At 60.1% G+C, this 21,772-nt stretch carries 25 protein-coding genes; 10 read left to right on the top strand and 15 right to left on the bottom strand.

What is annotated here, in order from left to right; all coding sequences use genetic code 11:
* The first annotated feature begins 9 nt into the window (after nt 1-9).
* The 8 genes from IB250_RS23340 to IB250_RS23305 all read left to right on the top strand — a co-directional run bounded on the left by IB250_RS23340 (nt 10) and on the right by IB250_RS23305 (nt 8,369).
* Nucleotides 10-1,290 carry a glycerate kinase gene (locus tag IB250_RS23340; RefSeq protein ID WP_192345742.1) on the top strand — a complete coding sequence of 427 codons (1,281 nt, stop codon included), beginning with the start codon at nt 10-12 and terminating at the stop codon, nt 1,288-1,290.
* Complete coding sequence (gene pyk, locus IB250_RS23335; RefSeq protein WP_192345741.1) at nt 1,280-2,695, top strand: pyruvate kinase; 1,416 nt, start codon at nt 1,280-1,282, stop codon at nt 2,693-2,695. Before IB250_RS23340 ends, pyk begins: the two co-directional genes overlap by 11 nt.
* Nucleotides 2,696-2,834: 139 nt before the next feature.
* Nucleotides 2,835-3,749, top strand: a complete 915-nt coding sequence (locus IB250_RS23330; RefSeq protein ID WP_192345740.1) for an urea transporter — start codon at nt 2,835-2,837, stop codon at nt 3,747-3,749.
* 21 nt (nt 3,750-3,770) lie between these two features.
* Nucleotides 3,771-4,595 (top strand): ion transporter, encoded by an 825-nt coding sequence (locus tag IB250_RS23325; protein WP_123496095.1) that lies wholly within the window; start codon nt 3,771-3,773, stop codon nt 4,593-4,595.
* A gap of 106 nt (nt 4,596-4,701) precedes the next feature.
* Nucleotides 4,702-5,700, top strand: coding sequence for a sulfate ABC transporter substrate-binding protein (locus tag IB250_RS23320; protein ID WP_192345739.1), 999 nt, complete (start codon nt 4,702-4,704; stop codon nt 5,698-5,700).
* Between the two features lie 184 nt (nt 5,701-5,884).
* Entirely contained in the window at nt 5,885-7,090 is a 1,206-nt protein-coding gene (locus IB250_RS23315) for an MFS transporter (RefSeq protein WP_192345738.1), read from the top strand.
* A gap of 239 nt (nt 7,091-7,329) precedes the next feature.
* Nucleotides 7,330-7,797 (top strand): helix-turn-helix domain-containing protein, encoded by a 468-nt coding sequence (locus IB250_RS23310; protein ID WP_192345737.1) that lies wholly within the window; start codon nt 7,330-7,332, stop codon nt 7,795-7,797.
* Nucleotides 7,794-8,369 carry a PIN domain-containing protein gene (locus IB250_RS23305; RefSeq protein WP_192345736.1) on the top strand — a complete coding sequence of 192 codons (576 nt, stop codon included), beginning with the start codon at nt 7,794-7,796 and terminating at the stop codon, nt 8,367-8,369. Before IB250_RS23310 ends, IB250_RS23305 begins: the two co-directional genes overlap by 4 nt.
* A gap of 56 nt (nt 8,370-8,425) precedes the next feature.
* Here the strand turns inward: IB250_RS23305 and IB250_RS23300 are convergent, their stop codons facing one another.
* The 10 genes from IB250_RS23300 to ccmA form a co-directional block, all read right to left on the bottom strand.
* A complete protein-coding gene (locus tag IB250_RS23300; protein WP_123496081.1) occupies nt 8,426-8,830 on the bottom strand; it encodes a hypothetical protein in 405 nt (134 codons plus the stop codon).
* Nucleotides 8,831-8,844: 14 nt separating this feature from the next.
* Nucleotides 8,845-10,047 (bottom strand): c-type cytochrome biogenesis protein CcmI, encoded by a 1,203-nt coding sequence (gene ccmI / locus IB250_RS23295; protein WP_192345735.1) that lies wholly within the window; start codon nt 10,045-10,047, stop codon nt 8,845-8,847.
* Entirely contained in the window at nt 10,040-10,513 is a 474-nt protein-coding gene (locus tag IB250_RS23290; protein ID WP_192345734.1) for a cytochrome c-type biogenesis protein, read from the bottom strand. Before IB250_RS23290 ends, ccmI begins: the two co-directional genes overlap by 8 nt.
* Nucleotides 10,510-11,046 (bottom strand): DsbE family thiol:disulfide interchange protein, encoded by a 537-nt coding sequence (locus IB250_RS23285; RefSeq protein ID WP_192345733.1) that lies wholly within the window; start codon nt 11,044-11,046, stop codon nt 10,510-10,512. The genes IB250_RS23290 and IB250_RS23285 overlap by 4 nt, the downstream gene beginning before the upstream one ends.
* On the bottom strand, nt 11,043-13,031 hold the full coding sequence (locus IB250_RS23280) for a heme lyase CcmF/NrfE family subunit (RefSeq protein WP_192345732.1): 1,989 nt from the start codon (nt 13,029-13,031) through the stop codon (nt 11,043-11,045). The genes IB250_RS23285 and IB250_RS23280 overlap by 4 nt, the downstream gene beginning before the upstream one ends.
* Before the next feature lie 3 nt (nt 13,032-13,034).
* Nucleotides 13,035-13,490: a cytochrome c maturation protein CcmE gene (gene ccmE / locus IB250_RS23275; protein WP_192345731.1), complete on the bottom strand. Its 456-nt coding sequence runs from the start codon at nt 13,488-13,490 to the stop codon at nt 13,035-13,037.
* Nucleotides 13,487-13,663, bottom strand: coding sequence for a heme exporter protein CcmD (gene ccmD, locus IB250_RS23270; protein ID WP_007894243.1), 177 nt, complete (start codon nt 13,661-13,663; stop codon nt 13,487-13,489). Before ccmD ends, ccmE begins: the two co-directional genes overlap by 4 nt.
* Nucleotides 13,660-14,415 (bottom strand): heme ABC transporter permease, encoded by a 756-nt coding sequence (locus tag IB250_RS23265; RefSeq protein WP_192345730.1) that lies wholly within the window; start codon nt 14,413-14,415, stop codon nt 13,660-13,662. Before IB250_RS23265 ends, ccmD begins: the two co-directional genes overlap by 4 nt.
* Before the next feature lie 94 nt (nt 14,416-14,509).
* Nucleotides 14,510-15,178, bottom strand: a complete 669-nt coding sequence (gene ccmB, locus IB250_RS23260) for a heme exporter protein CcmB (protein ID WP_008072659.1) — start codon at nt 15,176-15,178, stop codon at nt 14,510-14,512.
* Complete coding sequence (gene ccmA / locus IB250_RS23255; RefSeq protein WP_192345729.1) at nt 15,175-15,810, bottom strand: cytochrome c biogenesis heme-transporting ATPase CcmA; 636 nt, start codon at nt 15,808-15,810, stop codon at nt 15,175-15,177. Before ccmA ends, ccmB begins: the two co-directional genes overlap by 4 nt.
* A gap of 196 nt (nt 15,811-16,006) precedes the next feature.
* Between ccmA and IB250_RS23250 the strand changes: the two genes are divergently transcribed.
* On the top strand, nt 16,007-17,581 hold the full coding sequence (locus IB250_RS23250; protein ID WP_192345728.1) for a flagellar hook-length control protein FliK: 1,575 nt from the start codon (nt 16,007-16,009) through the stop codon (nt 17,579-17,581).
* On the top strand, nt 17,578-17,907 hold the full coding sequence (locus IB250_RS23245; RefSeq protein ID WP_192345727.1) for an EscU/YscU/HrcU family type III secretion system export apparatus switch protein: 330 nt from the start codon (nt 17,578-17,580) through the stop codon (nt 17,905-17,907). The genes IB250_RS23250 and IB250_RS23245 overlap by 4 nt, the downstream gene beginning before the upstream one ends.
* Nucleotides 17,908-18,076: 169 nt before the next feature.
* On the opposite strand, the gene IB250_RS23240 is transcribed toward IB250_RS23245, so the two are convergent.
* The 5 genes from IB250_RS23240 to motD all read right to left on the bottom strand — a co-directional run bounded on the left by IB250_RS23240 (nt 18,077) and on the right by motD (nt 21,760).
* On the bottom strand, nt 18,077-18,469 hold the full coding sequence (locus IB250_RS23240; protein WP_192345726.1) for a DUF2802 domain-containing protein: 393 nt from the start codon (nt 18,467-18,469) through the stop codon (nt 18,077-18,079).
* Nucleotides 18,470-18,955, bottom strand: a complete 486-nt coding sequence (locus IB250_RS23235) for a chemotaxis protein CheW (protein ID WP_007894224.1) — start codon at nt 18,953-18,955, stop codon at nt 18,470-18,472. It abuts the gene before it with no gap.
* Nucleotides 18,956-19,043: 88 nt separating this feature from the next.
* Nucleotides 19,044-19,919, bottom strand: coding sequence for a CheW domain-containing protein (locus tag IB250_RS23230; protein WP_192345725.1), 876 nt, complete (start codon nt 19,917-19,919; stop codon nt 19,044-19,046).
* Nucleotides 19,920-20,034: 115 nt separating this feature from the next.
* Entirely contained in the window at nt 20,035-20,823 is a 789-nt protein-coding gene (locus IB250_RS23225) for a ParA family protein (protein WP_192345724.1), read from the bottom strand.
* 43 nt (nt 20,824-20,866) lie between these two features.
* Nucleotides 20,867-21,760 carry a flagellar motor protein MotD gene (gene motD, locus IB250_RS23220; protein WP_008072648.1) on the bottom strand — a complete coding sequence of 298 codons (894 nt, stop codon included), beginning with the start codon at nt 21,758-21,760 and terminating at the stop codon, nt 20,867-20,869.
* Nucleotides 21,761-21,772: the final 12 nt, after the last annotated feature.

The following is a 21,772-nucleotide window of genomic DNA, read 5'->3' as shown; positions in this document are numbered from 1 at the left end:
GAGCCCGCCATGTCGGTCGATCCGCAACAATTGCTGCGCGAACTGTTTGCCACAGCCATCGACGCGGCCCATCCGCAGCACGTCCTCGAAGCTCATTTGCCCCAAGATCGCAGCGGTCGGGTGATCGTCATCGGCGCCGGTAAAGCCGCAGCGGCCATGGCTCAGGTGGTCGAGCGCTGCTGGCAGGGTGAAGTGTCCGGCCTGGTGGTGACCCGTTACGGTCACGGCGCCCCGTGCGAAAAAATCGAAGTGGTCGAAGCCGCGCACCCGGTGCCGGATGCGGCTGGTTTGGCTGTCGCAAAGCGGGTGCTGGAACTGGTCAGCGACCTGAGCGAAGACGACCGCGTGATCTTCCTGCTGTCTGGAGGCGGCTCTGCCCTGCTCGCCTTGCCCGCTGCCGGCATCACCCTCGCCGACAAACAGTCGATCAACAAAGCCCTGCTCAAATCCGGCGCGACCATCGGCGAGATGAATTGCGTGCGCAAGCACCTCTCGGCGATCAAGGGCGGTCGTCTGGGCAAAGCCTGCTGGCCGGCCACGGTTTATACCTATGCGATTTCCGATGTACCGGGCGACCTCGCCACGGTCATCGCCTCCGGCCCCACCGTGGCCGACCCGAGCACCTCGGCCGAAGCGCTGGCGATCCTCAAGCGTTACGACATCGAAGTCCCGGCCTCGGTGCGCACCTGGCTGCAAAGCGCGGCATCGGAAACGGTAAAACCCGACGATCCGAGCCTGGCCCGCAGTCATTTCCAGTTGATCGCACGCCCACAGCAATCGCTCGAAGCGGCAGCGGTGAAAGCCCGTCAGGCCGGTTTCAGTCCATTGATTCTCGGCGACCTGGAAGGTGAATCCCGGGACGTGGCGAAAGTCCATGCCGGCATTGCGCGGCAGATCGTCCAGCACGGCCAGCCGCTGGCAGCGCCGTGCGTGATTCTGTCCGGCGGCGAAACCACCGTCACTGTGCGCGGCAATGGCCGTGGCGGGCGCAACGCCGAATTCCTGCTGAGCCTGACCGACAGCCTCAAAGGCCTGCCCGGCGTCTACGCGCTGGCCGGCGACACCGACGGTATCGACGGCTCCGAAGACAACGCCGGCGCCATCATGACCCCAGACAGTTACGCCCGCGCTGCCGCCCTCGGCCTCGCTGCCTGCGATGAACTGGACAACAACAATGGCTACGGCTATTTCGCCGCGCTGGATGCGCTGATCGTCACCGAGCCGACCCGCACCAACGTCAACGACTTCCGCGCCATTCTGATTCTCGAGAGCACTAAACATGACGCCTGATAAGAAGGTCAAAATTCTCGCCACCCTTGGCCCGGCTACCAACGGGATCGACGACATCCGTGAGCTGGTGCAGGCCGGGGTCAATATTTTTCGCCTGAACTTCAGCCACGGCGATCACGCCGACCACGCCCAGCGCTATCAGTGGATTCGTGAAGTCGAGCGCCAGCTGAATTACCCGCTGGGGATTCTGATGGACCTGCAAGGCCCGAAATTGCGGGTCGGCAAATTCGCCCAAGGCAAAGTGCAGCTGCATCGCGGTCAGGCCTTGCGTCTGGACCTGGACCCGACGCCGGGCGATGAGCGCCGGGTCAACTTGCCTCACCCGGAAATCATCGCTGCGCTTACGCCTGGCATGGACCTGCTGCTGGACGACGGCAAGCTACGCCTGCGGGTGGTGACCAAGTACGCCGATGCCATCGACACCACGGTGCTCAATGGCGGCGAGCTGTCGGATCGCAAAGGCGTCAACGTGCCGCAAGCGGTGCTGGACCTGAGCCCGTTGACCACCAAGGATCGTCGCGACTTGAGCTTTGGTCTGGAGCTGGGGGTGGATTGGGTCGCGCTGTCGTTCGTGCAACGCCCGGAAGACATCCGCGAAGCCCGCGCACTGATCGGCGACAAGGCGTTTTTGATGGCGAAAATCGAGAAGCCATCGGCCGTGACTCAATTGCGGCAAATCGCCGAATTGAGCGATGCGATCATGGTCGCTCGCGGTGATCTGGGCGTGGAAGTGCCGGCCGAAAGCGTGCCGCAAATCCAGAAAAACATCATCAGCACTTGCCGCCAACTCGGCAAACCGGTGGTGGTGGCGACGCAGATGCTGGAGTCGATGCGTTTCTCTCCCGCCCCGACCCGCGCCGAAGTCACTGACGTCGCCAATGCGGTGGCCGAAGGCGCGGACGCGGTGATGCTGTCGGCGGAAACCGCGTCCGGCGAGTATCCGCTGGAAGCTGTGCAGATGATGAGCAAGATCATCCGTCAGGTGGAAAACGGCCCGGACTATCAGGCCCAACTGGACGTGAGCCGACCGAAAGCCGAGGCCACGGTGTCGGATGCGATCAGCTGCGCGATCCGCCGCATCAGCAACGTGCTGCCGGTGGCGGTGTTGGTGAACTACAGCGAGTCCGGTACCTCGAGTCTGCGCGCGGCGCGGGAACGGCCGACGGTGCCGATCCTCAACCTGACGCCGAATTTGCAAACCGCGCGGCGTTTGACGGTGGCGTGGGGCGTGCACTCGGTGGTCAATGATCGGCTGCGCCAGGTGGATGAAGTGTGCTCGACAGCGTTGGAGATTGCCCAGGCACAGGGCATGGCTCAACGCGGCGATACGTTGCTGATTACGGCGGGAGTTCCGTTCGGGCAGCCGGGGTCGACCAATTCGTTGCGTATCGAAACCCTGATTTAACCCCTACACGATGATCGTTCCCACGCTCTGCGTGGGAATGCAGCCCGGGACGCTCTGCGTCCCAAGAGCAGACGCAGAGCGTCCATTGAGGCATTCCCATGCAGAGCGTGGGAACGATCTGTACTGAACGACCCTTATCATGCCTGCCAACCATTTCAACACCCAATGCCCCGACTGGGCCACTGCCCTGCTCAATGGCTTCAGCCAGATCTTTCTCCAGCGCCATCCGCTGTGCGGTCTGCTGTGTCTGTTGGCGATTCTGTTCAGCGCCCCGGCCCTGCTCGGCGGTGCGTTGCTGGGAGGGGTCGCCGGGTTGCTCACCGCGCAACGTCGCGGTTACACAAAGGCTGATCGTCAGGCCGGCCTGTTCAGTTACAACGGTATTCTGCTCGGTCTGCTGCTGAGCCTTTATTTCCCATGGTCGGTGCTGTTGCCACCGCTGATCATTGCCGCTGGGGGGCTGAGCGCGATGCTCACTCAGCAATGGCTCAAGCATTCGCGCGATCTTCATTGCCTGCCCGCCTACACCGCGCCCTTTGTCGGGATGAGCTGGTTGCTACTGTCGTTTGCCGCTCCCCAGCAACCCGCGCCGCTGATCGAAATGACCACACTCAATTTGCTCGCCGCGTCATTGAAAGGGCTCGGTCAGGTGCTGTTTCTCGGTCATCCGCTGGCCGGTGCTCTGATTGCCACAGGTTTGATGATCGCTGACCGTCGTGCCTTCCTGTGGGCGCTGCTCGGCTCCGCTGCTGGTCTCATCTTCGCCTTGCTGCACCACGACACTTCAAGCGCCTTACAGGGCTTGAGCGGCTACAACACCGTGCTCGCCGCCCTCGCCTTCAGCCAAAATCGTCGCCAGCCTTGGCTGCCATTGTTGGGAATCCTGCTGGCGGTGTTGCTCACACCGGGGTTCGCCGCACTCGGCCTGGCCACGTTGACGGCCCCCTTCATCCTCGCCTGCTGGATGATTCGCGCAGGTATGCGGGTGTTGCGTCAGGCCGCCATGGACAGCGCGCCTTGCGCTACCGGGGAGAATCGACCTAGGCTTCGCTGATTCTTGGTTCAGGCGTTCTCCATGGACAGCAATAAAAACTGGCGTGAAGACCTTTACGTCATCATTTTCCAATCCGATACCCCGGCCGGTCGCCGCTTCGACAGCATTCTGTTGTTGATCATCCTGGCGAGCCTGGTGATCGTGATTCTGGACAGTATCGACAGCGTTCATCAGAACTACGCCGACATACTGGCGTACATCGAATGGGGCTTCACCATCGTTTTCGCCATCGAATATGGTCTGCGCCTGTACTGCTCGCCCAAGCCGCTGCGCTACGCGTTCAGCTTCTATGGGCTGGTGGACTTGCTGGCGATCGTGCCCGGCATTCTTGCGCTGTATTACAGCGATGCACAGTACCTGCTGATTATCCGGATCATTCGGATGCTGCGGATTTTCCGCGTGCTCAAGCTCAGCCCGTATCTGAAGCAAGCCAACTATTTGATGACGGCGTTGCGCGGCAGCAAGCAGAAGATCGTGGTGTTTCTGCTCAGCGTCAGTACCCTGGTGACGGTGTTCGGCACGCTGATGTACGTGATCGAAGGCCCGGAACACGGCTTCACCAGCATCCCCAAAGGCATCTATTGGGCCATCGTCACGCTGACTACCGTGGGATTTGGCGATATCGTGCCCAGGACGCCATTGGGTCAGGTGGTTTCGTCGCTGGTGATGATCACCGGTTACTCGATCATCGCCGTGCCCACAGGGATCTTTACCGCGGAACTGGCCAACGCGATGCGCGGCGAACAATTGCAACACGATTGCCCGACCTGCGAGAAAAACAGTCACGAACACGGCGCAGCCTTTTGCTCCCGTTGCGGCAACGCGCTGTTCAAGAAACTGGAATAAGCAAAGTGCTTTTTAATCTTTAAAGGACTATGCGAGCCCGGCTATAGTTGCTGGCAAATTGCCAACACTTTCCATAGAACATGTTTGATAAAACAAGGAATGCGCAGTGAAAAAACTCTTTGGCGCCTCACTTCTGGCCGCTGGCCTGGTCTTGGGCAGCGTGGCTCAGGCTGCACCGACCCTGCTTAACGTTTCCTACGATGTGATGCGAGATTTCTACAAGGACTACAACGCTGCCTTCCAGAAACACTGGCAAGCCGAGCACAACGAAAACATCACACTGCAGATGTCCTTCGGCGGTTCCAGCAAACAGGCGCGTTCAGTGATCGATGGCCTGCCGGCGGACGTCATCACCATGAACATGGCCACCGACATCAACGCCCTGGCGGACAACGGCAAGCTGGTCCCGGACAACTGGGTTACGCGCCTGCCGAACAACAGCGCGCCCTTCACGTCAGCCACGGTGTTTATCGTGCGCAAAGGCAACCCGAAAGCCTTGAAAGACTGGCCTGACTTGCTCAAGGACGGCGTGCAAGTGATCGTCCCCAACCCGAAAACCTCGGGCAACGGCCGCTATACCTACCTCTCGGCGTGGGGTTATGTGCTGAAAAACGGCGGTGACGAGAACAAGGCCAAAGCCTTCGTCGGCAAACTGTTCAAGCAAGCGCCAGTGCTGGATACCGGTGGCCGTGCAGCGACTACAACGTTCATGACCAACCAGATCGGCGACGTGCTGGTGACCTTCGAAAACGAAGCGGAAATGATTGCGCGTGAATTTGGTCGTGATCAGTTTGAAGTGATTTACCCAAGTGTTTCCGCTGAAGCGGAACCTCCGGTGTCCGTGGTCGACAAAGTGGTCGAGAAAAAAGGCACTCGCGCTGCTGCCGAGGAATATTTGAAGTACCTGTGGTCGCCGGAAGGTCAGGAGATTGCGGCGGCCAACTACCTGCGTCCGCGTGATCCGGCGGTATTGGCCAAGTACACCGATCGCTTCCCGAAGGTTGATTTCCTTTCGGTGGAGAAGACCTTTGGTGACTGGCGCACTGTACAGAAGACCCACTTCAATGATGGTGGGGTTTTTGATCAGATTTACAGCGGTCAGTAATTCCTGAGGCCAATGAAAAGGCGACCTTCATAGGTCGCCTTTTTTGTGGGAGCCAGGAGACCCAATGAACGGCCTCTCTCAATCATTCTTCAGAGGCATGATTACTATCACCCTATTCCCCCTTCCGCCGCTCCAGCCAGCCGATTAGCCTCTGCGCATTCCTTCTTGTTCAACGAGCCACGTTATGAACCCAGCGACTCAGGCGCCCCACGGTGCCACCACAATGACCCGAGGCATGGTGCTGCTCTTCGCCTTCTGCTGCGGCGCTATTGTGGCCAACATCTACTACGCCCAGCCGATCATCGGCCTGATCGCGCCGGACATCGGCCTGACCGACACCATGGCCAGCCTGATCGTTTCGCTGACGCAGATTGGTTATGCGCTGGGTCTGTTCTTCCTGGTGCCGTTGGGTGATCTGCTGGAAAACCGCCGCTTGATGATCATCACCACCGTGGTGGCGATTGCCAGTTTGCTGGGCGCGGCGTTCACCGATCAGCCGAACGTGTTTCTGCTGATCTCGTTGCTGGTGGGGTTCAGCTCGGTGTCGGTACAGATCCTGATTCCACTGGCCGCCCATCTGGCGCCGGAAGAATCGCGCGGCCGCGTGGTCGGCGGCATCATGGGTGGTTTGCTGCTGGGGATTCTGCTGGCTCGACCAGTGTCCAGCGTAATAGCCGATCACTTCGGCTGGCGTGCGATGTTCGTCATCGCTGCGGTATTAATGGCGGCCATCAGCATTGTGCTGGGCCTGACCATCCCCAAGCGCCAGCCTGATCACAACGCTTCTTATGGCCAGTTGCTGGGTTCGCTCTGGACGCTCTTGCGTCAGCAGCCGGTGTTGCGTCAGCGCGCGTTTTATCAAGCCTGCATGTTCGCCACCTTCAGCCTGTTCTGGACTGCAGTGCCGCTGGAACTGTCGCGTAATCATGGGCTGTCGCAAACCCAGATCGCGATCTTCGCCCTGGTCGGCGCCATTGGCGCGATTGCCGCACCCATCGCCGGTCGACTGGCCGATGCCGGTCATACCCGCATCGCCTCGCTGCTGGCCCTGCTGTTCGCCAGCCTGAGCTTCCTGCCCGCCTTCATCCACCCGGTCTACAGCGTTATCGGCCTGGCGGTGACGGGGGTGGTGCTGGATTTCTGCGTGCAAATGAACATGGTCCTCGGCCAGCGAGCGGTCTATACCCTCGACGCTAAAAGCCGCGGCCGTCTGAATGCGCTGTACATGACCAGCATCTTCATCGGCGGCGCGTTTGGTTCTTCAGTGGCCAGCGCGGTGTACGAGCATGGCGGCTGGTTGTGGATCGTGATTGTGGGTAGTGCGTTTCCGCTGTTGGCGTTGTTGCGGTTTTTGAGTGTTTCAGAGAGGCGCTCGTTGGCAACGGCTTAGGACGCTAAAAGCTTCGCGGGCAAGCCTCGCCCCTACATTTAGGGGTAATGGTATGAGGCTTGCCCGCGAAGGCGATTCGGTTGATACCCCTCAATGCCGAACCAGCTCGGGCGTTTGTCGATTACGTCTAGACCTTGCTGGCAAAAGAGCCTTAAACAAGCTCTGGTTTCGTTTATTGCGATTTTCTTTTGATTCGAATAGCCTTCCAGCATCGCTACTCAGAATGTTGGAATTTCATCATGTCCTTAGTCCTCCACCCACCGATCAACTTGCCCATGGCGCGCGAAGTTCAGGCCGCTATCGAAGGCCAGCGCGCTCTCGCTGCCTATCTCGCGACTCAGTTCGAAACCCAACGCATTCAGATTTTCGACGAGCAAAATGAAGCTCACAGCGTCGAACTGCCCACTTCAGCCCTTCGATTGCTGGTCGACATCCTGGCTGCATTGGCCGAAGGCAATGCGGTAAAGGTCGTCCCGGTTCATGCGGAACTGACCACCCAGGAAGCGGCGGACTTACTCAATGTCTCACGCCCGCACCTGATCAAACTGCTGGAGTCCGGCGAGTTGTCCTACCACAAAACCGGCAAGCACCGACGTGTGCGCTTTGCCGATTTGATGGACTATAAAAACCGGCGCGACACCGCCAGTGAGCAAGCAATGACGCTTCTCGCCGAGCAAGCACAAGCGTTAAGGACAGGATACGAGTGAGGCACTCCCCTTTTACCGCTGTATATGACGCATGTGTTTTGTACCCAGCGCCCCTAAGAGACTTTCTGATGTGGCTCGCGCTCTCAGGACGTTTCAGGGCGCGATGGTCACTGGAGATACACAACGAATGGAAGCGCAATCTGTTGAAAAACCGTCCGGACCTGACAACAGAGCAATTGGATCGCACGTCCGACTTGATGGATCAGGCCATACCCGATGCTTGCGTATCCGGTTACGAAAAGCTAATCGAAGGGCTCACACTGCCCGACATCGATGACCGACATGTTCTGGCTGCCGCCATACGCTGCAACGCCAGTGTCATTGTGACTTTTAATCAGAAAGACTTTCCCAATGAAACACTCGGACCTTTTGGCATCGAGGCCCAGCATCCTGACGAGTTCGTCGATAACCTCTTTGACCTGGACCCGGCAGCGGTTGTCGCGGCAGCACAACGGCAACGCAAACAGCTAAAGATGCCGCCGATGGATGTCGGCACCTATCTCGATCTGCTGCTGCGCCAAGGCCTCATTCGGTCGAGCAAGGCGTTGACCCACTATCGAGCGATTCTTTAATCGCCTTCCACAAACCCCAAAAAGCAAAACGGCGATCCTCAGATCGCCGTTTCCATTCACTGCCCGAATTTTCTGCCTAACCCACCCGGCACGCCATGGATGTCCGTCTCTTCCCATGGCCCGTTGGGGCTGATCGAGCGACTCCAGCCGTTGTTCCAGCGATAGTAGGTGCGCTGGCGGTAGAAGGTGTTGGTCTGATCATCGAGAACGTAAACGCCGAGTTTCGCATCCCAATGACTGTTGCCCCCCGGTGGCGGGGCGAAGCTGGCGGAAGTGCGTGGAATCGGCTTGGACGGTTTGACCGGGATGCTCGGTTTGCTCGGTGTCGTCGTTGGAGGCGGTTTGGTGCTTGGCCCCGAAGGCGGGATTGGCGGCAGCCGTGTGGGCTCGGGCTGCTGGACCGCACAGGCGCTTAACCCCAAAACCATACTGAGGAGAGTGATACGAGCGATGGCGGTCATGGTGGTGCTTCCTGTTATTTATCCGGGCTGTCGATGATCAGTTTTTGTTGCGCGGTGGTGCTGGTGGCCAAGGGTTGGCTGCGACCGATCCATTCGCCGGCAGTCGGTTGGCCAGCGCGGGAGATGCGCGCAACCAGTTGGACTTCAGGGAAGTTCGACAGTTTCAACTGCGGCATCATGGCGTCGGCATCACCCAGTTCGACGGTTGCCGGCAAGTCGGCGACGGTCAGACGCTTGGCGGCCAGCGGCGCGGGCGGGCCGGAGATGGCGCGGGCGAAGATGAACACGCTGTCACCCGGCAGGACCTTGGCTTTCAGCTCTGGCGAAAGATCGACTTGCACTTTGAGCAATGCTGCAGCTTTAGCTGCAGGCGCTTGGGCAACCTTGCCACCGCTGGCTTCCAGCTTCTCGGCGGCCCGAGTAATGCCGCCTTGCAGCGCGACGCGGGATTTATCATCCGGCGGCAGTTGCGCCAGCAGGCGGTTCCAGTAGTCGATGGCGTCCTGATAACGCTCGCCTTCAAAGGCCGCAATGCCCAGCAGACCGAGGCTGGTGACTTCTTTCGGATCAGCTTTCAGCGCTTCGTCGGTCAGGGCCTGGACCTTGTCCGACCACTTCTTGCCATCGGCGAAATATTGGGCCTGGGCCCACTGCCCGAGCAGTTCCGGCTGCCGCCCGGCCAGAGTCACTGTGCGCTCGAAGATCTTCGCCGCATCGCCCGGACGGTCCTGAGCCATGTAGGTGCGGCCAAGGAAGTACAGGCCCTCGGCCGAGTCCGGTTGGGCGGCGACCGCACGCTCCAGACGACGGGTCATTTCTTCCATCGACTGCGGCGCCTGGGCGAATTCGCGGGTCAGCTCGACTTTGTCGCTGGCGCCGAAATGCAGGTACAGCCCAAGGCCCAACACCGGCACCAGAATCGCCGCCAGCAATGGCAACGGCTTGCCCAGACGCGATACGCGCGGCGCCTCGACGCCTTCGGTGTCGGCGAGCAGTTCACGGGCAGCTTCGGCGCGGCCGGTGTCCATTTGTTCGGCGTTGAGCACGCCCTCTTCCTGCTGACTCTGCAACTCAGCCACGCGCTCCTGATAAAGCGCGACGTTCAGCGCCGTACGGTCCTCTTCCAGCTGAGCGCGGCGACCGCGCAGAACGGGGATCAACAGAAAACTCAGGGCAACCAGGAGCAGCAGGCCTGCAGCGAGCCAGAAATCAATCATTCTTGGTTTTATCCAACAGGTGGTCGAGGCGCTCGCGCTCCTCGGCGGAAAGCGTGTCCGGGCTGTCAGTGCGTTGTACGCGACGACGACGGACGATCACGGCGATGATCACAAAACCGCCCAGCAGCAGGCCGGCGGGGCCGAACCAGAGCAGTGCGGTTTTGGCGTTGAGGGCAGGTTTGTAGCGGACAAAATCACCGTAACGGTCGACCATGAAATCGATGATCTGCTGGTTGTCCTTGCCCTCGCCGAGCATGCGAAAAATCTCTTTGCGCAGGTCGGCAGCGATCGGGGCATTGGAATCGGCGATGTCCTGATTCTGGCACTTGGGGCAACGCAGCTCTTTGGTCAGCTCGCGAAAACGCTCACGATCGCCTTCTTTGGCGAACTCGTAGGTGTCGATGGCCGCGTGGGCCACACCGACCATGCTCAAGCCCAGAACAGCGGCGGCAATCCAGCGCTTCATGGCTTGGCCTCGTCGACCAGCGCCTGATACTTGGCGGCCAGTTTTTCGCGCCAGACTTGTTCGTCGATCACGCCGACGAATTTGTCGCGGATGATGCCCTTGGCGTCGATGAAGAAGGTTTCCGGAGCGCCGTATACGCCGAGGTTCAGGCCCAGGGTGCCGGCATCGTCCCGGATGTCCAATTGATACGGGTTGTGGAACTCGGCCAGCCACTTCAAGGCATCGGCGTTGACGTCCTTGTAGTTGACGCCGTAGATCACCACGCCTTGCTGAGCTAATTTGTTCAGCACCGGGTGCTCGACCCGGCAGGAAATGCACCAGGTGCCCCAGACGTTGACCAATGCCGGTTTACCCAGAAGATCCGCTTTAGTCAGGGTTTTGTCACCCAGCACCGATGGCAGCGAAAACTCAGGGAACGGTTTGTTGATCATCGCCGAAGGCAGCTCGGCCGGGTTCAGGTACAGCCCCCGATACAGAAAAACAGCAACCACCAGAAAAATCGCCAGTGGCAACAGCATCAACCAACGTCTCATGCAGTGGCTCCCGTCATGCCGAGCGCTTCACGCACGCGGCTTTTCACCTTGACCCGATAACGGCGATCCAGCGCCGCCAGCAAACCGCCGAAACCTGTAAGCAGACCGCCGAACCAGATCCAGCGCACGAACGGTTTGACATGCACACGAACCGCCCAGGCGCCCTCGCCCAACGGCTCGCCCAGCGCGACGTAAAGGTCACGGGTGAAACCGGCGTCGATCCCGGCTTCGGTCATCACCGAGTTCTGCACGGTGTAGAGGCGTTTTTCCGGGTGCAGCACGCTGATTTCCCGGCCATCGCGGATCACCCGCACGGTGCCCTTGTCGGAGGTGAAGTTCGGCCCTTCGAAGTGCTTGGCGCCGTCGAACACAAACTGATAACCGGCCAGGTTCATGGATTCACCCGGCGCCAGGCGCAGATCACGCTCGGCACTGTTCTGGCTCGACAACACAACACCCAGCGCGCAGACGGCAATGCCCAAATGCGCGATCTGCATGCCCCAATAGCTGCGGGTAAGGGTCGGCAGACCTTTGATCAAACCCTTGTGACGCGTTTTGTCGAAGATATCCCGCACACCGGCCAGCAACACCCAGGCAGCCAGCATGAACGTCGCCAGCACCGCCCAGTTGAAATCGCCGTAAGCGACGCCCGCCACGACGGCCAGTGCAGCGCTGCCGAGCAACACCGGGGTCAACATGCTCATCAGCCATTTGACCGGGGTGTCTTTCCAGCGCACCAGCATGCCGACCGCCATCACTACCATCAGCAACGCCATCAATGGAATGAACAGCGCGTTGAAGTACGGCGGGCCGACCGACAGTTTGGCGCCGGTCATCGCGTCGAGAATCAGCGGATACAAGGTGCCGAGCAGGATCATCGACGCGGCCACCACCAGCACCAGGTTATTGCCCAGCAGCAGGGTTTCCCGGGACCAGAGGTTGAAGCCGACATGGCTCTTGACCACCGGCGCGCGCAGGGCGAACAGCGTCAGCGAACCGCCGACCACAAACAGCAGGAAGATCAGGATGAACACACCGCGTTCAGGGTCGGACGCAAAGGCGTGAACCGAGGTCAGCACGCCGGAGCGCACGAGGAAGGTGCCGAGCAAACTCAATGAGAACGCGGCGATGGCCAGCAACACCGTCCAGCTCTTGAACACGCCACGTTTTTCCGTGACCGCCAATGAGTGAATCAGCGCCGTGCCCACCAGCCAAGGCATGAAGGATGCGTTTTCCACCGGGTCCCAGAACCACCAGCCACCCCAGCCGAGTTCGTAGTAGGCCCACCAGGAGCCCAACGTAATACCGATACCGAGGAAGGCCCAGGCGACGATCGTCCACGGACGGGACCAGCGCGCCCATGCCGCATCGAGACGACCGCCCAGCAGCGCGGCGATGGCGAAGGCGAAGGCCACGGAGAAACCGACGTATCCCATGTACAACATTGGTGGGTGAACGATCAGGCCAATGTCTTGCAGCAAGGGATTGAGGTCGCGCCCATCCGTCGGCATCTGCGGCAGGATGCGTTTGAACGGGTTGGAGGTCATGATCAGAAACAGCAGAAAACCGGTGCTGATCATGCCCATCACGGCCAATACGCGAGCCAGCATCACTTGTGGCAATTGCCGGGAGAACACCGACACAGCGAAGGTCCAGCCGCCGAGGATCAGTGCCCATAGCAGCAATGAACCTTCGTGAGCGCCCCAGACGGCGCTGAATTTGTAGTACCACGGCAAAGCGCTGTTGGAGTTGCTGGCCACATAAGCGACGGAGAAGTCGTCCGCCATGAAGGCATACGTCAGGCACCCGAAAGCGAACAGCAAAAACGCGAACTGCCCCCATGCTGCGGGCTGAGCCAGGCTCATCCACAGACGGTCGCCACGCCAGGCACCAAGCAACGGCACCACGGCTTGAACCAGCGCGAAACACAGCGCCAGGATCATGGCCAGGTGGCCGAGTTCGGGGATAAAGATGCCGGAAGTCATGGATCAACCCTCCTTCGCGGGTGTTGGAGCGGATTGACCACTGTCTTTCAGCGCCTTGGTCACTTCCGGCGGCATGTACTTCTCGTCGTGCTTGGCCAGCACTTCATCAGCCACCACCACGCCGTCAGCGTTGAGCTTGCCGAGGGCGACGATGCCCTGCCCTTCGCGGAACAGGTCCGGCAGGATGCCGCGGTAGCTGATGGTCACGGATTTGTTGAAGTCGGTAACGATGAATTTCACGTCCAGGGAATCCCCGGAACGTTGCAGCGAACCTTTCTCGACCATGCCGCCCGCGCGGATGCGTGTGTCTTGCGGCGCTTCGCCGTTGGCGATCTGGGTCGGGGTGTAAAACAGATTGATGTTCTGCTGAAGGGCGCTCAGGGCCAGGCCAACGGCAGCGCCGACACCGACCAGGATCGCGAGAATGATCATAAGACGCTTTTTACGCAGCGGATTCACTTGCCGTTCTCCCGGCGCAGACGACGCGCCTCTTGTTGCAGATACCGCTTGCGGGCCAGGATCGGCGCCGCCACGTTGAGGGCCAGCACCGCCAGGCTTATGCCATAGGCTGACCAGACATACAGGCCGTGATGGCCCATGGCGAGAAAGTCGCCGAATGAAGCGAAACTCATCGAGCGGCCTCCAGGCTGTTCTGCACTTCGGTTTTCACCCAGCTCGCCCGGGCTTCGCGCTTGAGCACTTCAAGGCGCATGCGCAGCAACAGCACCGCGCCGAAGAAACAGTAGAAACCCAGCGCCGACAGCAGCAGCGGCAGCCACATCTCGGCGGGCATCGCCGGTTTTTCGGTGAGGGTGAAGGTCGCGCCCTGGTGCAGGGTGTTCCACCACTCCACCGAGTATTTAATGATCGGGATGTTGATCACGCCGACGATTGCCAGCACCGCGCAAGCCTTGGCCGCACTGTCACGATTGCTGATGGCGTTGCCCAGCGCAATAAGACCGAAGTACAGAAACAGCAGAATAAGCATGGACGTAAGTCGCGCATCCCAGACCCACCACGAACCCCAGGTCGGTTTGCCCCAGATCGCGCCGGTGACCAGCGCCACGGCAGTCATCCACGCACCAATCGGCGCGGCGCATTGCAGGGCAACGTCGGCCAGCTTCATCTTCCAGACCAGCCCGACGATGCCGCACACGGCCAGCATCACGTAGATGGACTGCGCCAGCATGGCGGCGGGAACGTGGATGTAAATGATGCGAAAGCTGTTGCCTTGCTGATAGTCCGGCGGCGCAAAGGCCAGCCCCCAAACCACGCCGATGCTGATCAGCAGCAACGCCGCGACGCTCAGCCATGGCAGCAGTTTGCCACTGATGCCGTAAAACCATTTGGGTGAGCCGAGCTTATGAAACCAGGTCCAGTTCATTGCTGTTTCCATCACGGGTGCTCTTCGCTTTGAAGAGCCAAGGGTCCTGCCTTTCATCAAAAGAAGTGATCAACTTTTGACCAGGGCCTCATTATTATTCGCCGACGCTGATCTTCAGGCCAGCAGCTATTGCAAAAGGTGTCAGGGTTATCGCCAGGGCGGTCAGGCTACCAAGCCACAAGAGATAACCGGTCGCCGGCATGCCCTGCAATGCCGCCTGCAAGGCGCCACTGCCGAGAATCAACACCGGGATGTACAGCGGCAGAATCAGCAGCGCCAATAACAGGCCACCGCGCTTCAATCCTACCGTCAACGCCGCGCCCACCGCACCGAGCAGGCTCAGCACCGGTGTACCGAGCAATAAAGAAAGCAGCAACACCGGCAGACAGGCGGCAGGCAAACCAAGCATCAGTGCCAGCAAGGGTGCGAGCAAAACCAGCGCCAGGCCGGAAAACGCCCAGTGTGCCAGCACCTTGGCCAAAACCAGAATAGGCAGGGGGTGCGGCGAAAGGACCCACTGCTCAAGCGATCCGTCTTCGAAATCACTGCGAAAGAGCCCGTCCAGCGAGAGCAAGACCGATAAAAGCGCTGCCACCCAGACCAGCCCCGGGGACAAGGTTTGCAACAATTGAGGCCCGGCGCCGACCGCCAACGGGAACAAAGAGACGACGATGGCGAAGAACACCAGCGGATTCGCCAATTCGGCAGGACGGCGGAACAGCAAACGTGCCTCGCGGGCGACCAACAGGCCGAAAACACTCATACGGCCCAGTTCCCCAAGTCAATGTCACGATAGCCGGCAGGCACCCGGGTGAGCGTGTGGTGAGTGGTGAGGACCACCATGCCCCCCCGCTCGCAGTGCGCCGCCAGGTGTTCTTCGAGTTGCGCCACGCCTTGTTTGTCGAGCGCGGTAAACGGCTCATCGAGGATCCAAAGCGGCGGGCTGTCCAGATACAACCGTGCCAACGCGACGCGGCGTTGCTGGCCGGCAGACAGGGTATGGCAGGGAATATCCTCGAAGCCGCGCAGCCCCACCGCCGTCAGCGCCTGCCAGATCGCCTCATGGGAGGCCGGTTGATGCAAGGCGCAGAGCCAACTGAGGTTTTCCTCAGGGGTCAGCAGGTCCTTGATGCCGGCGGCATGGCCGATCCACAACAGGTTGCGCGCCAGTTCGCTGCGCTGTTCGTTCAGTGGCAAGCCGTTGAGCAGCACCTGCCCGGCAGTCGGATGCATCAAGCCGCAAAGCAGACGTAAAAGGCTGGTCTTGCCACTGCCGTTGGGGCCGCTGATCTGTACCATTTCGCCACTGGCCAGTCTCAATTCGAGATTTTCGAAGAGCAGCCGAAGGTCTCGCTCACAGGCAAGGGCAACGGTTTGCAGGACAGGACTGGTCAAGAGATCACGGGCCTTTTGCGGTTCAAGTCGGCGGCAGGGCGGCCGCTAAAGAGATGCAGCATAGATGCATTGGCGGCTTGTTCTAGAGAGCCAGGTCAAACAAATGCAATGTTTTCGCCACTCCCCGAAGACGGGCGGCATTATACATGCCATGCCCTACTCTAAAGAGTGCATTTTCCTCAGGTTGTGACCGCGTATGACAGGCGAAATGAACATCCTCCCGCTGCCGCCGACCACGCCCGCGACTTCGCGGCCGCTGGTGGTGAGTGGTGATCTACTCAAGCTGCTGACGCCGATGGAGGGCCTGATCTCCGTTGGGCAAACCGCCAAGGCTGAAGTGCTGTCGCTCAAGCAGACGGATCAGACCTTTCAACTGTTGCTCAAGGTCACCCTCGACAGCGGCCGCCAGACCACGGTCCAGGCCACCAGCACTCAGCCGTTGCCCCAAGGCACCAGCCTGGCGATTACCCAGCCATCGGCGGGCAACCTGGCGGTCACGGTGCAACAGGCCATCGCCTCCAGCGTTGCGACGCTCACCCGCATCGACACGACGCAACTGCCGGTCGGCACCTTGCTGCAAGGCAAAGTATTGACCTCTCAGGTCATGCCGCAGGTGCCGGGTCAGCCGACGGTGTTTCACTCGATGGTGAGCCTGCTCAATACCGCGCTGAGTGGCAGCACGCTGAGCATCGACAGCCCGTCGCCACTGCGCATCGGTACCTTGCTGAGCGCCTTGGTGCAGGACACCCAGACCCTGAAGTTCGTCCCGTTGAGCAGCCGTCAGGAACAGTTGGCGGTGACGCAGCAATTGGTCAGCCAGCAAAGTCGCCAGGGCTCTCTGGATGGCTTGCTCAAATTCCTGCAAAACCTGCCTCCATCGGATCAGACCTCCAGCGACCTGCGCGCCGCCGTAGACAAATTGCTCGCCGGCCTGCCGGACGTTCAGCAATTGAGTACACCAAAAGGCCTGGCCCAGGCGTTGGCCAACAGCGGTCTGTTCCTTGAAGCGAAACTGCTGACCGGGCAAAACCCGACGCTGACGCCAGACATGAAGGGCGACCTGCTCAAGCTGATCGCGCAACTGACGCCAGGCCTGCCGGCCAATACCAATCTCAACGCGATCATCGCCGCCAATACACTGGCGCAAGCGCTGCCCAGCTTCGTGCGCAGCGCCTTGGGAATGCTTGGACAAGTCAGCGCCAAACCGTTGCCGACCAGTTTCCCGCTCCCCGAGCGCCTGCTGCAAAGTCAGGACGGTGAAGGCGATCTGGAACATTTGCTGCGCCTGGCAGCAGCGGCTGTCTCGCGCCTGCAAAGCCATCAACTGTCGAGCCTGGAACAGACCGGCCTCACCGACGACGGTCGCCTGCTCAGCACCTGGCAACTGGAAATCCCCATGCGCAACCTGCAGGACATCGTGCCATTGCAGGTCAAATTCCAGCGCGAAGAAGCACCTGAGAAAGAACAACTGCACGAACGCCGCGACGAACACGAACCCAAGCAACAATTGTGGCGAGTCGATCTGGCGTTCGACATGGAACCGCTGGGGCCATTGCAGATTCAGGCGCAGCTGATCAAAGGCAGCCTCTCCAGCCAGCTTTGGGCCGAGCGCCCGTACACCGCAAGCCTGATCGAAAGCAATCTGGCCGGGCTGCGCGAACGCCTGCTGGCATCAGGCCTGAACGTCGGCGATCTGGATTGCCACCTCGGCACACCGCCTCAAGGCCCTCAAACCCGCCTCGAACAACGCTGGGTCGACGAAACCGCATGAACGAATCCACCACACCGCGCCAGGCCATCGCCCTCAAATACGACGGCACCCACGCCCCCACCCTCACGGCCAAAGGTGACGAGGAACTGGCGGAAGAAATTCTGCGGATCGCCCGGGATTACGAAGTGCCGATCTACGAAAACGCCGAGCTGGTGAAACTGTTGGCGCGGATGGAATTGGGGGACAGTATTCCGCAAGAGTTGTATCGCACGATTGCGGAGATCATTGCGTTTGCGTGGAATTTGAAGGGCAAGTTTCCCGAGGGGCATGATCCGCATGCGCCGATGGTCGAGAAGGATGTCACCGATCGAGGGGATGATTACTGATCGTTCCCATGCTCTGCGTGGGAATGCAGCCCGTGACGCTCTGCGTCACACAACAGCGGAACGCAGAGCGTCCCAAGAGGCATTCCCACGCAGAGCGTGGGAACGATTTCCATTGCGCACGCCCTGTAGGAGCTGTCGAGTGCAACGAGGCTGCGATCTTTTGATCTTCTCAGTTCCTGTGCAACTTACTCATCAACTCCGCCTCAGCCTGGGTCAACCCGCAGGACTGCGTCAGCTCACTGACGCTCGCGCCCATCCCCACCAGGCGTGCCGCCTGGGCGAATGAAAGGCTCGACGGATCACGCTGCTCCAGCTGCGCCAGTTTGTCCGGCAACGGCCCGACGACGGCGCGCAGTTCGTGCAGGTCTTCACCCATGCGCACGTTGCCGTTCTGGTAGTCGTCGACGCGTTTGGCCAGGTCCTTGATGCGCTGATCGCGCAGCGCATCGCCCTCGGCCTGTTGCGCGGCGATCTGCCGCTGAGCGCGGATGTACGCCAGGAACATCGCCAGCGTGCCTGCCCATAAAAGGAACAGGACAATGACAGCCACCTCAAGAATCAATCAGATACTCTCCAGTTCCGACCATTCTTCTTCGCTCATCATCTTGTCCAGCTCGACCAGGATCAGCAGTTCGTTGTTCTTGTTGCACACGCCTTGAATGAACTTGGCGGACTCTTCGTTACCGACATTCGGCGCGGTCTCGATTTCCGACTGACGCAGGTAAACCACTTCAGCCACGCTGTCGACCATGATCCCGACCACTTGCTTGTCGGCTTCGATGATGACGATACGGGTGTTGTCGCTGATCTCGGCATTCATCAGGCCGAAGCGCTGACGGGTGTCGATCACGGTGACCACGTTACCGCGCAGGTTGATGATGCCCAGTACGTAGCTCGGAGCACCCGGGACCGGGGCGATTTCGGTGTAACGCAGGACTTCCTGAACGCGCATCACGTTGATGCCGTAGGTTTCGTTGTCCAGTTTGAAGGTTACCCATTGCAGGATCGGATCTTCAGAACCTTTTGCATTCGTCGCTTGATTACTCATACCCTGACCCCTCGAAAAACCGCCTCTGGCGGTGTGTGTTCTGTAGGCAGCATTCAACAATGCCGTCGCATACTTGTTATGTCGGCAGCTATGTCGGTTTGTGAAGTGGCTTGCTGCCGCTCATGTGCTTTGCCCCGCCGCTGGCGATCAACTCGGCCAGGGCAGAAACGTCCAGCAGCGCACACATGTGCTCAATCACCGTGCCGGCGAGCCATGGCCGCTGACCTCGATGACTTCTCCATTTGATTTCGTTCGGGTCCAGGCGCAATGAGCGGCTGACCTGATGCACCGCCAGCCCCCACTCGTAGCCCTGAACCGAAATGACGTATTGCAGGCCCTGGCGGAAATCATCGCGATAACGATCCGGCATGACCCAGCGCGCGGTATCCAGCACTTTCAGGTTGCCGGCCTGGCTCGGCAGGATCCCGAGGAACCATTCCGGCTGGCCGAACAACGGCGTCAGCTCGTGACCGGCCAGGGAATAAATCGAGCCCAGGCACACCAGCGGCACCGCCAGGGTCAACCCGGCGACGTCGAACAACAGGCACTCGAACGGCTCGGCAGCCCATGTCGGACGACCGTCGGTTTCCACCGGTGGCGGCGTGTTGCTGGGCGGCAGATGAACTTCAACCAACGGCGGCACCAATGCTTGCAGCAGGGGTGCAATCGTCGACACGGGCGCCAGAATCGGTGCCGGCGCGTCGATCACGGCCAGCGGTGCTTTCACCACTGGCGCAACGATGGGTGCAGCGGCCACGGCCGGTTTCTGCGCATCACGGGCCTGCTCTTCAAGCACGGCAGCCTGAAACTCATCCAGCGCGGCCTCAACCTCGACAACCTCGACAACCTCGGGCAGCGCCTCGACTTCTGGCAACAACTCTTCGGTCGCGTCCTGCAGCAATGCGTCCAGATAGGACTGGAGGGCCAGTTGCGGACGCGAGGTGATCTTCACCGGACGAGTCATGCGCACACCATCGTAGGAGCTGCCGAAGGCTGCGATCTTTTGGCGGATTCGAAGGTGTCACAAAGCAAGATCAAAAGATCGCAGCCTGCGGCAGCTCCTACAGGAGTTGGGTTCATCAGGCCACCGCCGGGACAAGTTGTGCGGCCAACAGGTGCTTGAGCAGTGCGCGGTAAGCGAGAACGCCACGGCTCTTGCCGTCGAATTGTGAGGGCGTCAGCCCTGCCCTGCTCGCGTCACGCAAGCGGGTGTCGATCGGGATGTAGCCTTGCCAGATTTCTTCCGGGTATTTGTCGCGCAGCACGCGAAGGGTGCCGAGGGACGCCTGGGTGCGACGGTCGAAAAGGGTCGGCACGATGCTGAACGGCAGCGCCTGTTTGCGCGAACGGTTGATCATCGCCAAGGTGTTGACCATGCGTTCCAGGCCTTTGACCGCCAAGTGTTCGGTTTGCACCGGAATCACCAACTGCTGGCTGGCCGCCAAGGCATTGACCATCAGCACACCGAGCAACGGCGGACTGTCGATCACCGCGTAATCGAAGTCCTGCCACAACTGCGCCAGGCTCTTGGCGATCACCAGGCCCAAACCACTCTGGCCCGGCGACTGGCGCTCAAGGGTTGCCAGCGCGGTGCTCGATGGCAACAGGGAAATGCGTTCGTCACTGGTGGGCATCAGCAACTGACCGGGCAAGCCTTGCGGCACACTGCCCTTATGCAGAAACAAGTCGTAACTGCTGTGTTCCAGGCTGTCGGGGTCGTAACCGAAGTAGCTGGTCATGGAGCCGTGGGGGTCGAGATCGACCACAACCACGCGCTTGCCCGCCTCAGCCAGCAAACCGGCTAAAGCGATGGAGGAAGTGGTTTTACCGACACCACCCTTTTGATTGGCGACTGCCCAGACTCTCATTCGGATTGTTCCTCCCGGTCGAAAAGATTGACCGAGAAATAGCTCAACGTATTAATGCGGGTGACGGAGAATTGACGGCGCTCTCTCGTCCCGGCGACTTGACCGGAGCCGGTGCAGTTTGTGTGCCAGCCCGCTTCAACGCGGCATCCGGTTGTGCATGAGCCGTTCCGGTACCCGTGAGGCTGCGGCGTACATCGAGATTTCGTGAAACCACCAACACCACCCGACGGTTGCGCGCCCGACCTTCGGCGGTGGCGTTATTGGCCACCGGCTGGAACTCGCCATAACCCACCGACGCCAGACGACCGGGGTTCACACCCTGCATCGCCAGCATGCGCACGATGCTTGCCGAACGGGCCGAGGACAGCTCCCAGTTGGTCGGGTATTGCGCGGTGCGAATCGGCTGATCGTCGGTAAAGCCTTCGACGTGGATCGGGTTATCGAACGGCCTCAGGATCGCGGCGACCTTATCGATAATGTTGAAGGCGATGTCGCTGGGCATCGCATCGCCACTGCCGAACAACAGGCTGGAATTGAGCTCGATCTCGACCCACAACTCATTGCCGCGCACGGTCATCTGGTTGGAACTGATCAAGTCGCCAAACGCCGCGCTGATGTCATCAGCAATGCTTTTGAGCGGATCGTTGGCAGCCTGGGCGATGCCGGCGTCAATCTGTTCGCTGTCCTTGACCAGCGGCTTGGCCGGGGTCACGGTCTTCGGTCGCTCGTCACCGATCGGGATCGGCTTGAGGGCGCGATCGGAATCGGTAAACACCCCGATCAGCGCCTCGGAAATGACCTTGTACTTGCCTTCGTTGATCGAAGAAATCGAGTACATCACCACGAAGAAAGCGAACAGCAACGTAATGAAGTCGGCGTATGAAACGAGCCAGCGTTCATGGTTTACGTGTTCTTCAGGTTGCCGACGACGAGCCATGAGGTTATTCCC

Source organism: Pseudomonas sp. PDM09, from assembly GCF_014852305.1.
GTDB lineage: Bacteria > Pseudomonadota > Gammaproteobacteria > Pseudomonadales > Pseudomonadaceae > Aquipseudomonas.
This window is presented reverse-complemented; position numbering and strand designations above follow the sequence as displayed.

Bases quoted from the DNA above. Each gene is read 5' to 3' on its own strand.
- IB250_RS23340 (WP_192345742.1), top strand. From the start codon at position 10: ATGTCGGTCGATCCGCAACAATTGCTGCGCGAACTGTTTGCCACAGCC.
- pyk (WP_192345741.1), top strand. From the start codon at position 1,280: ATGACGCCTGATAAGAAGGTCAAAATTCTCGCCACCCTTGGCCCGGCT.
- IB250_RS23330 (WP_192345740.1), top strand. From the start codon at position 2,835: ATGCCTGCCAACCATTTCAACACCCAATGCCCCGACTGGGCCACTGCC.
- IB250_RS23325 (WP_123496095.1), top strand. From the start codon at position 3,771: ATGGACAGCAATAAAAACTGGCGTGAAGACCTTTACGTCATCATTTTC.
- IB250_RS23315 (WP_192345738.1), top strand. From the start codon at position 5,885: ATGAACCCAGCGACTCAGGCGCCCCACGGTGCCACCACAATGACCCGA.
- IB250_RS23310 (WP_192345737.1), top strand. From the start codon at position 7,330: ATGTCCTTAGTCCTCCACCCACCGATCAACTTGCCCATGGCGCGCGAA.
- IB250_RS23300 (WP_123496081.1), bottom strand. From the start codon at position 8,830: ATGACCGCCATCGCTCGTATCACTCTCCTCAGTATGGTTTTGGGGTTA.
- ccmI (WP_192345735.1), bottom strand. From the start codon at position 10,047: ATGATTGATTTCTGGCTCGCTGCAGGCCTGCTGCTCCTGGTTGCCCTG.
- IB250_RS23290 (WP_192345734.1), bottom strand. From the start codon at position 10,513: ATGAAGCGCTGGATTGCCGCCGCTGTTCTGGGCTTGAGCATGGTCGGT.
- IB250_RS23285 (WP_192345733.1), bottom strand. From the start codon at position 11,046: ATGAGACGTTGGTTGATGCTGTTGCCACTGGCGATTTTTCTGGTGGTT.
- IB250_RS23280 (WP_192345732.1), bottom strand. From the start codon at position 13,031: ATGACTTCCGGCATCTTTATCCCCGAACTCGGCCACCTGGCCATGATC.
- ccmD (WP_007894243.1), bottom strand. From the start codon at position 13,663: ATGAGTTTCGCTTCATTCGGCGACTTTCTCGCCATGGGCCATCACGGC.
- IB250_RS23265 (WP_192345730.1), bottom strand. From the start codon at position 14,415: ATGAACTGGACCTGGTTTCATAAGCTCGGCTCACCCAAATGGTTTTAC.
- ccmB (WP_008072659.1), bottom strand. From the start codon at position 15,178: ATGAGTGTTTTCGGCCTGTTGGTCGCCCGCGAGGCACGTTTGCTGTTC.
- IB250_RS23250 (WP_192345728.1), top strand. From the start codon at position 16,007: ATGACAGGCGAAATGAACATCCTCCCGCTGCCGCCGACCACGCCCGCG.
- IB250_RS23245 (WP_192345727.1), top strand. From the start codon at position 17,578: ATGAACGAATCCACCACACCGCGCCAGGCCATCGCCCTCAAATACGAC.
- IB250_RS23235 (WP_007894224.1), bottom strand. From the start codon at position 18,955: ATGAGTAATCAAGCGACGAATGCAAAAGGTTCTGAAGATCCGATCCTG.
- IB250_RS23230 (WP_192345725.1), bottom strand. From the start codon at position 19,919: ATGACTCGTCCGGTGAAGATCACCTCGCGTCCGCAACTGGCCCTCCAG.
- IB250_RS23225 (WP_192345724.1), bottom strand. From the start codon at position 20,823: ATGAGAGTCTGGGCAGTCGCCAATCAAAAGGGTGGTGTCGGTAAAACC.
- motD (WP_008072648.1), bottom strand. From the start codon at position 21,760: ATGGCTCGTCGTCGGCAACCTGAAGAACACGTAAACCATGAACGCTGG.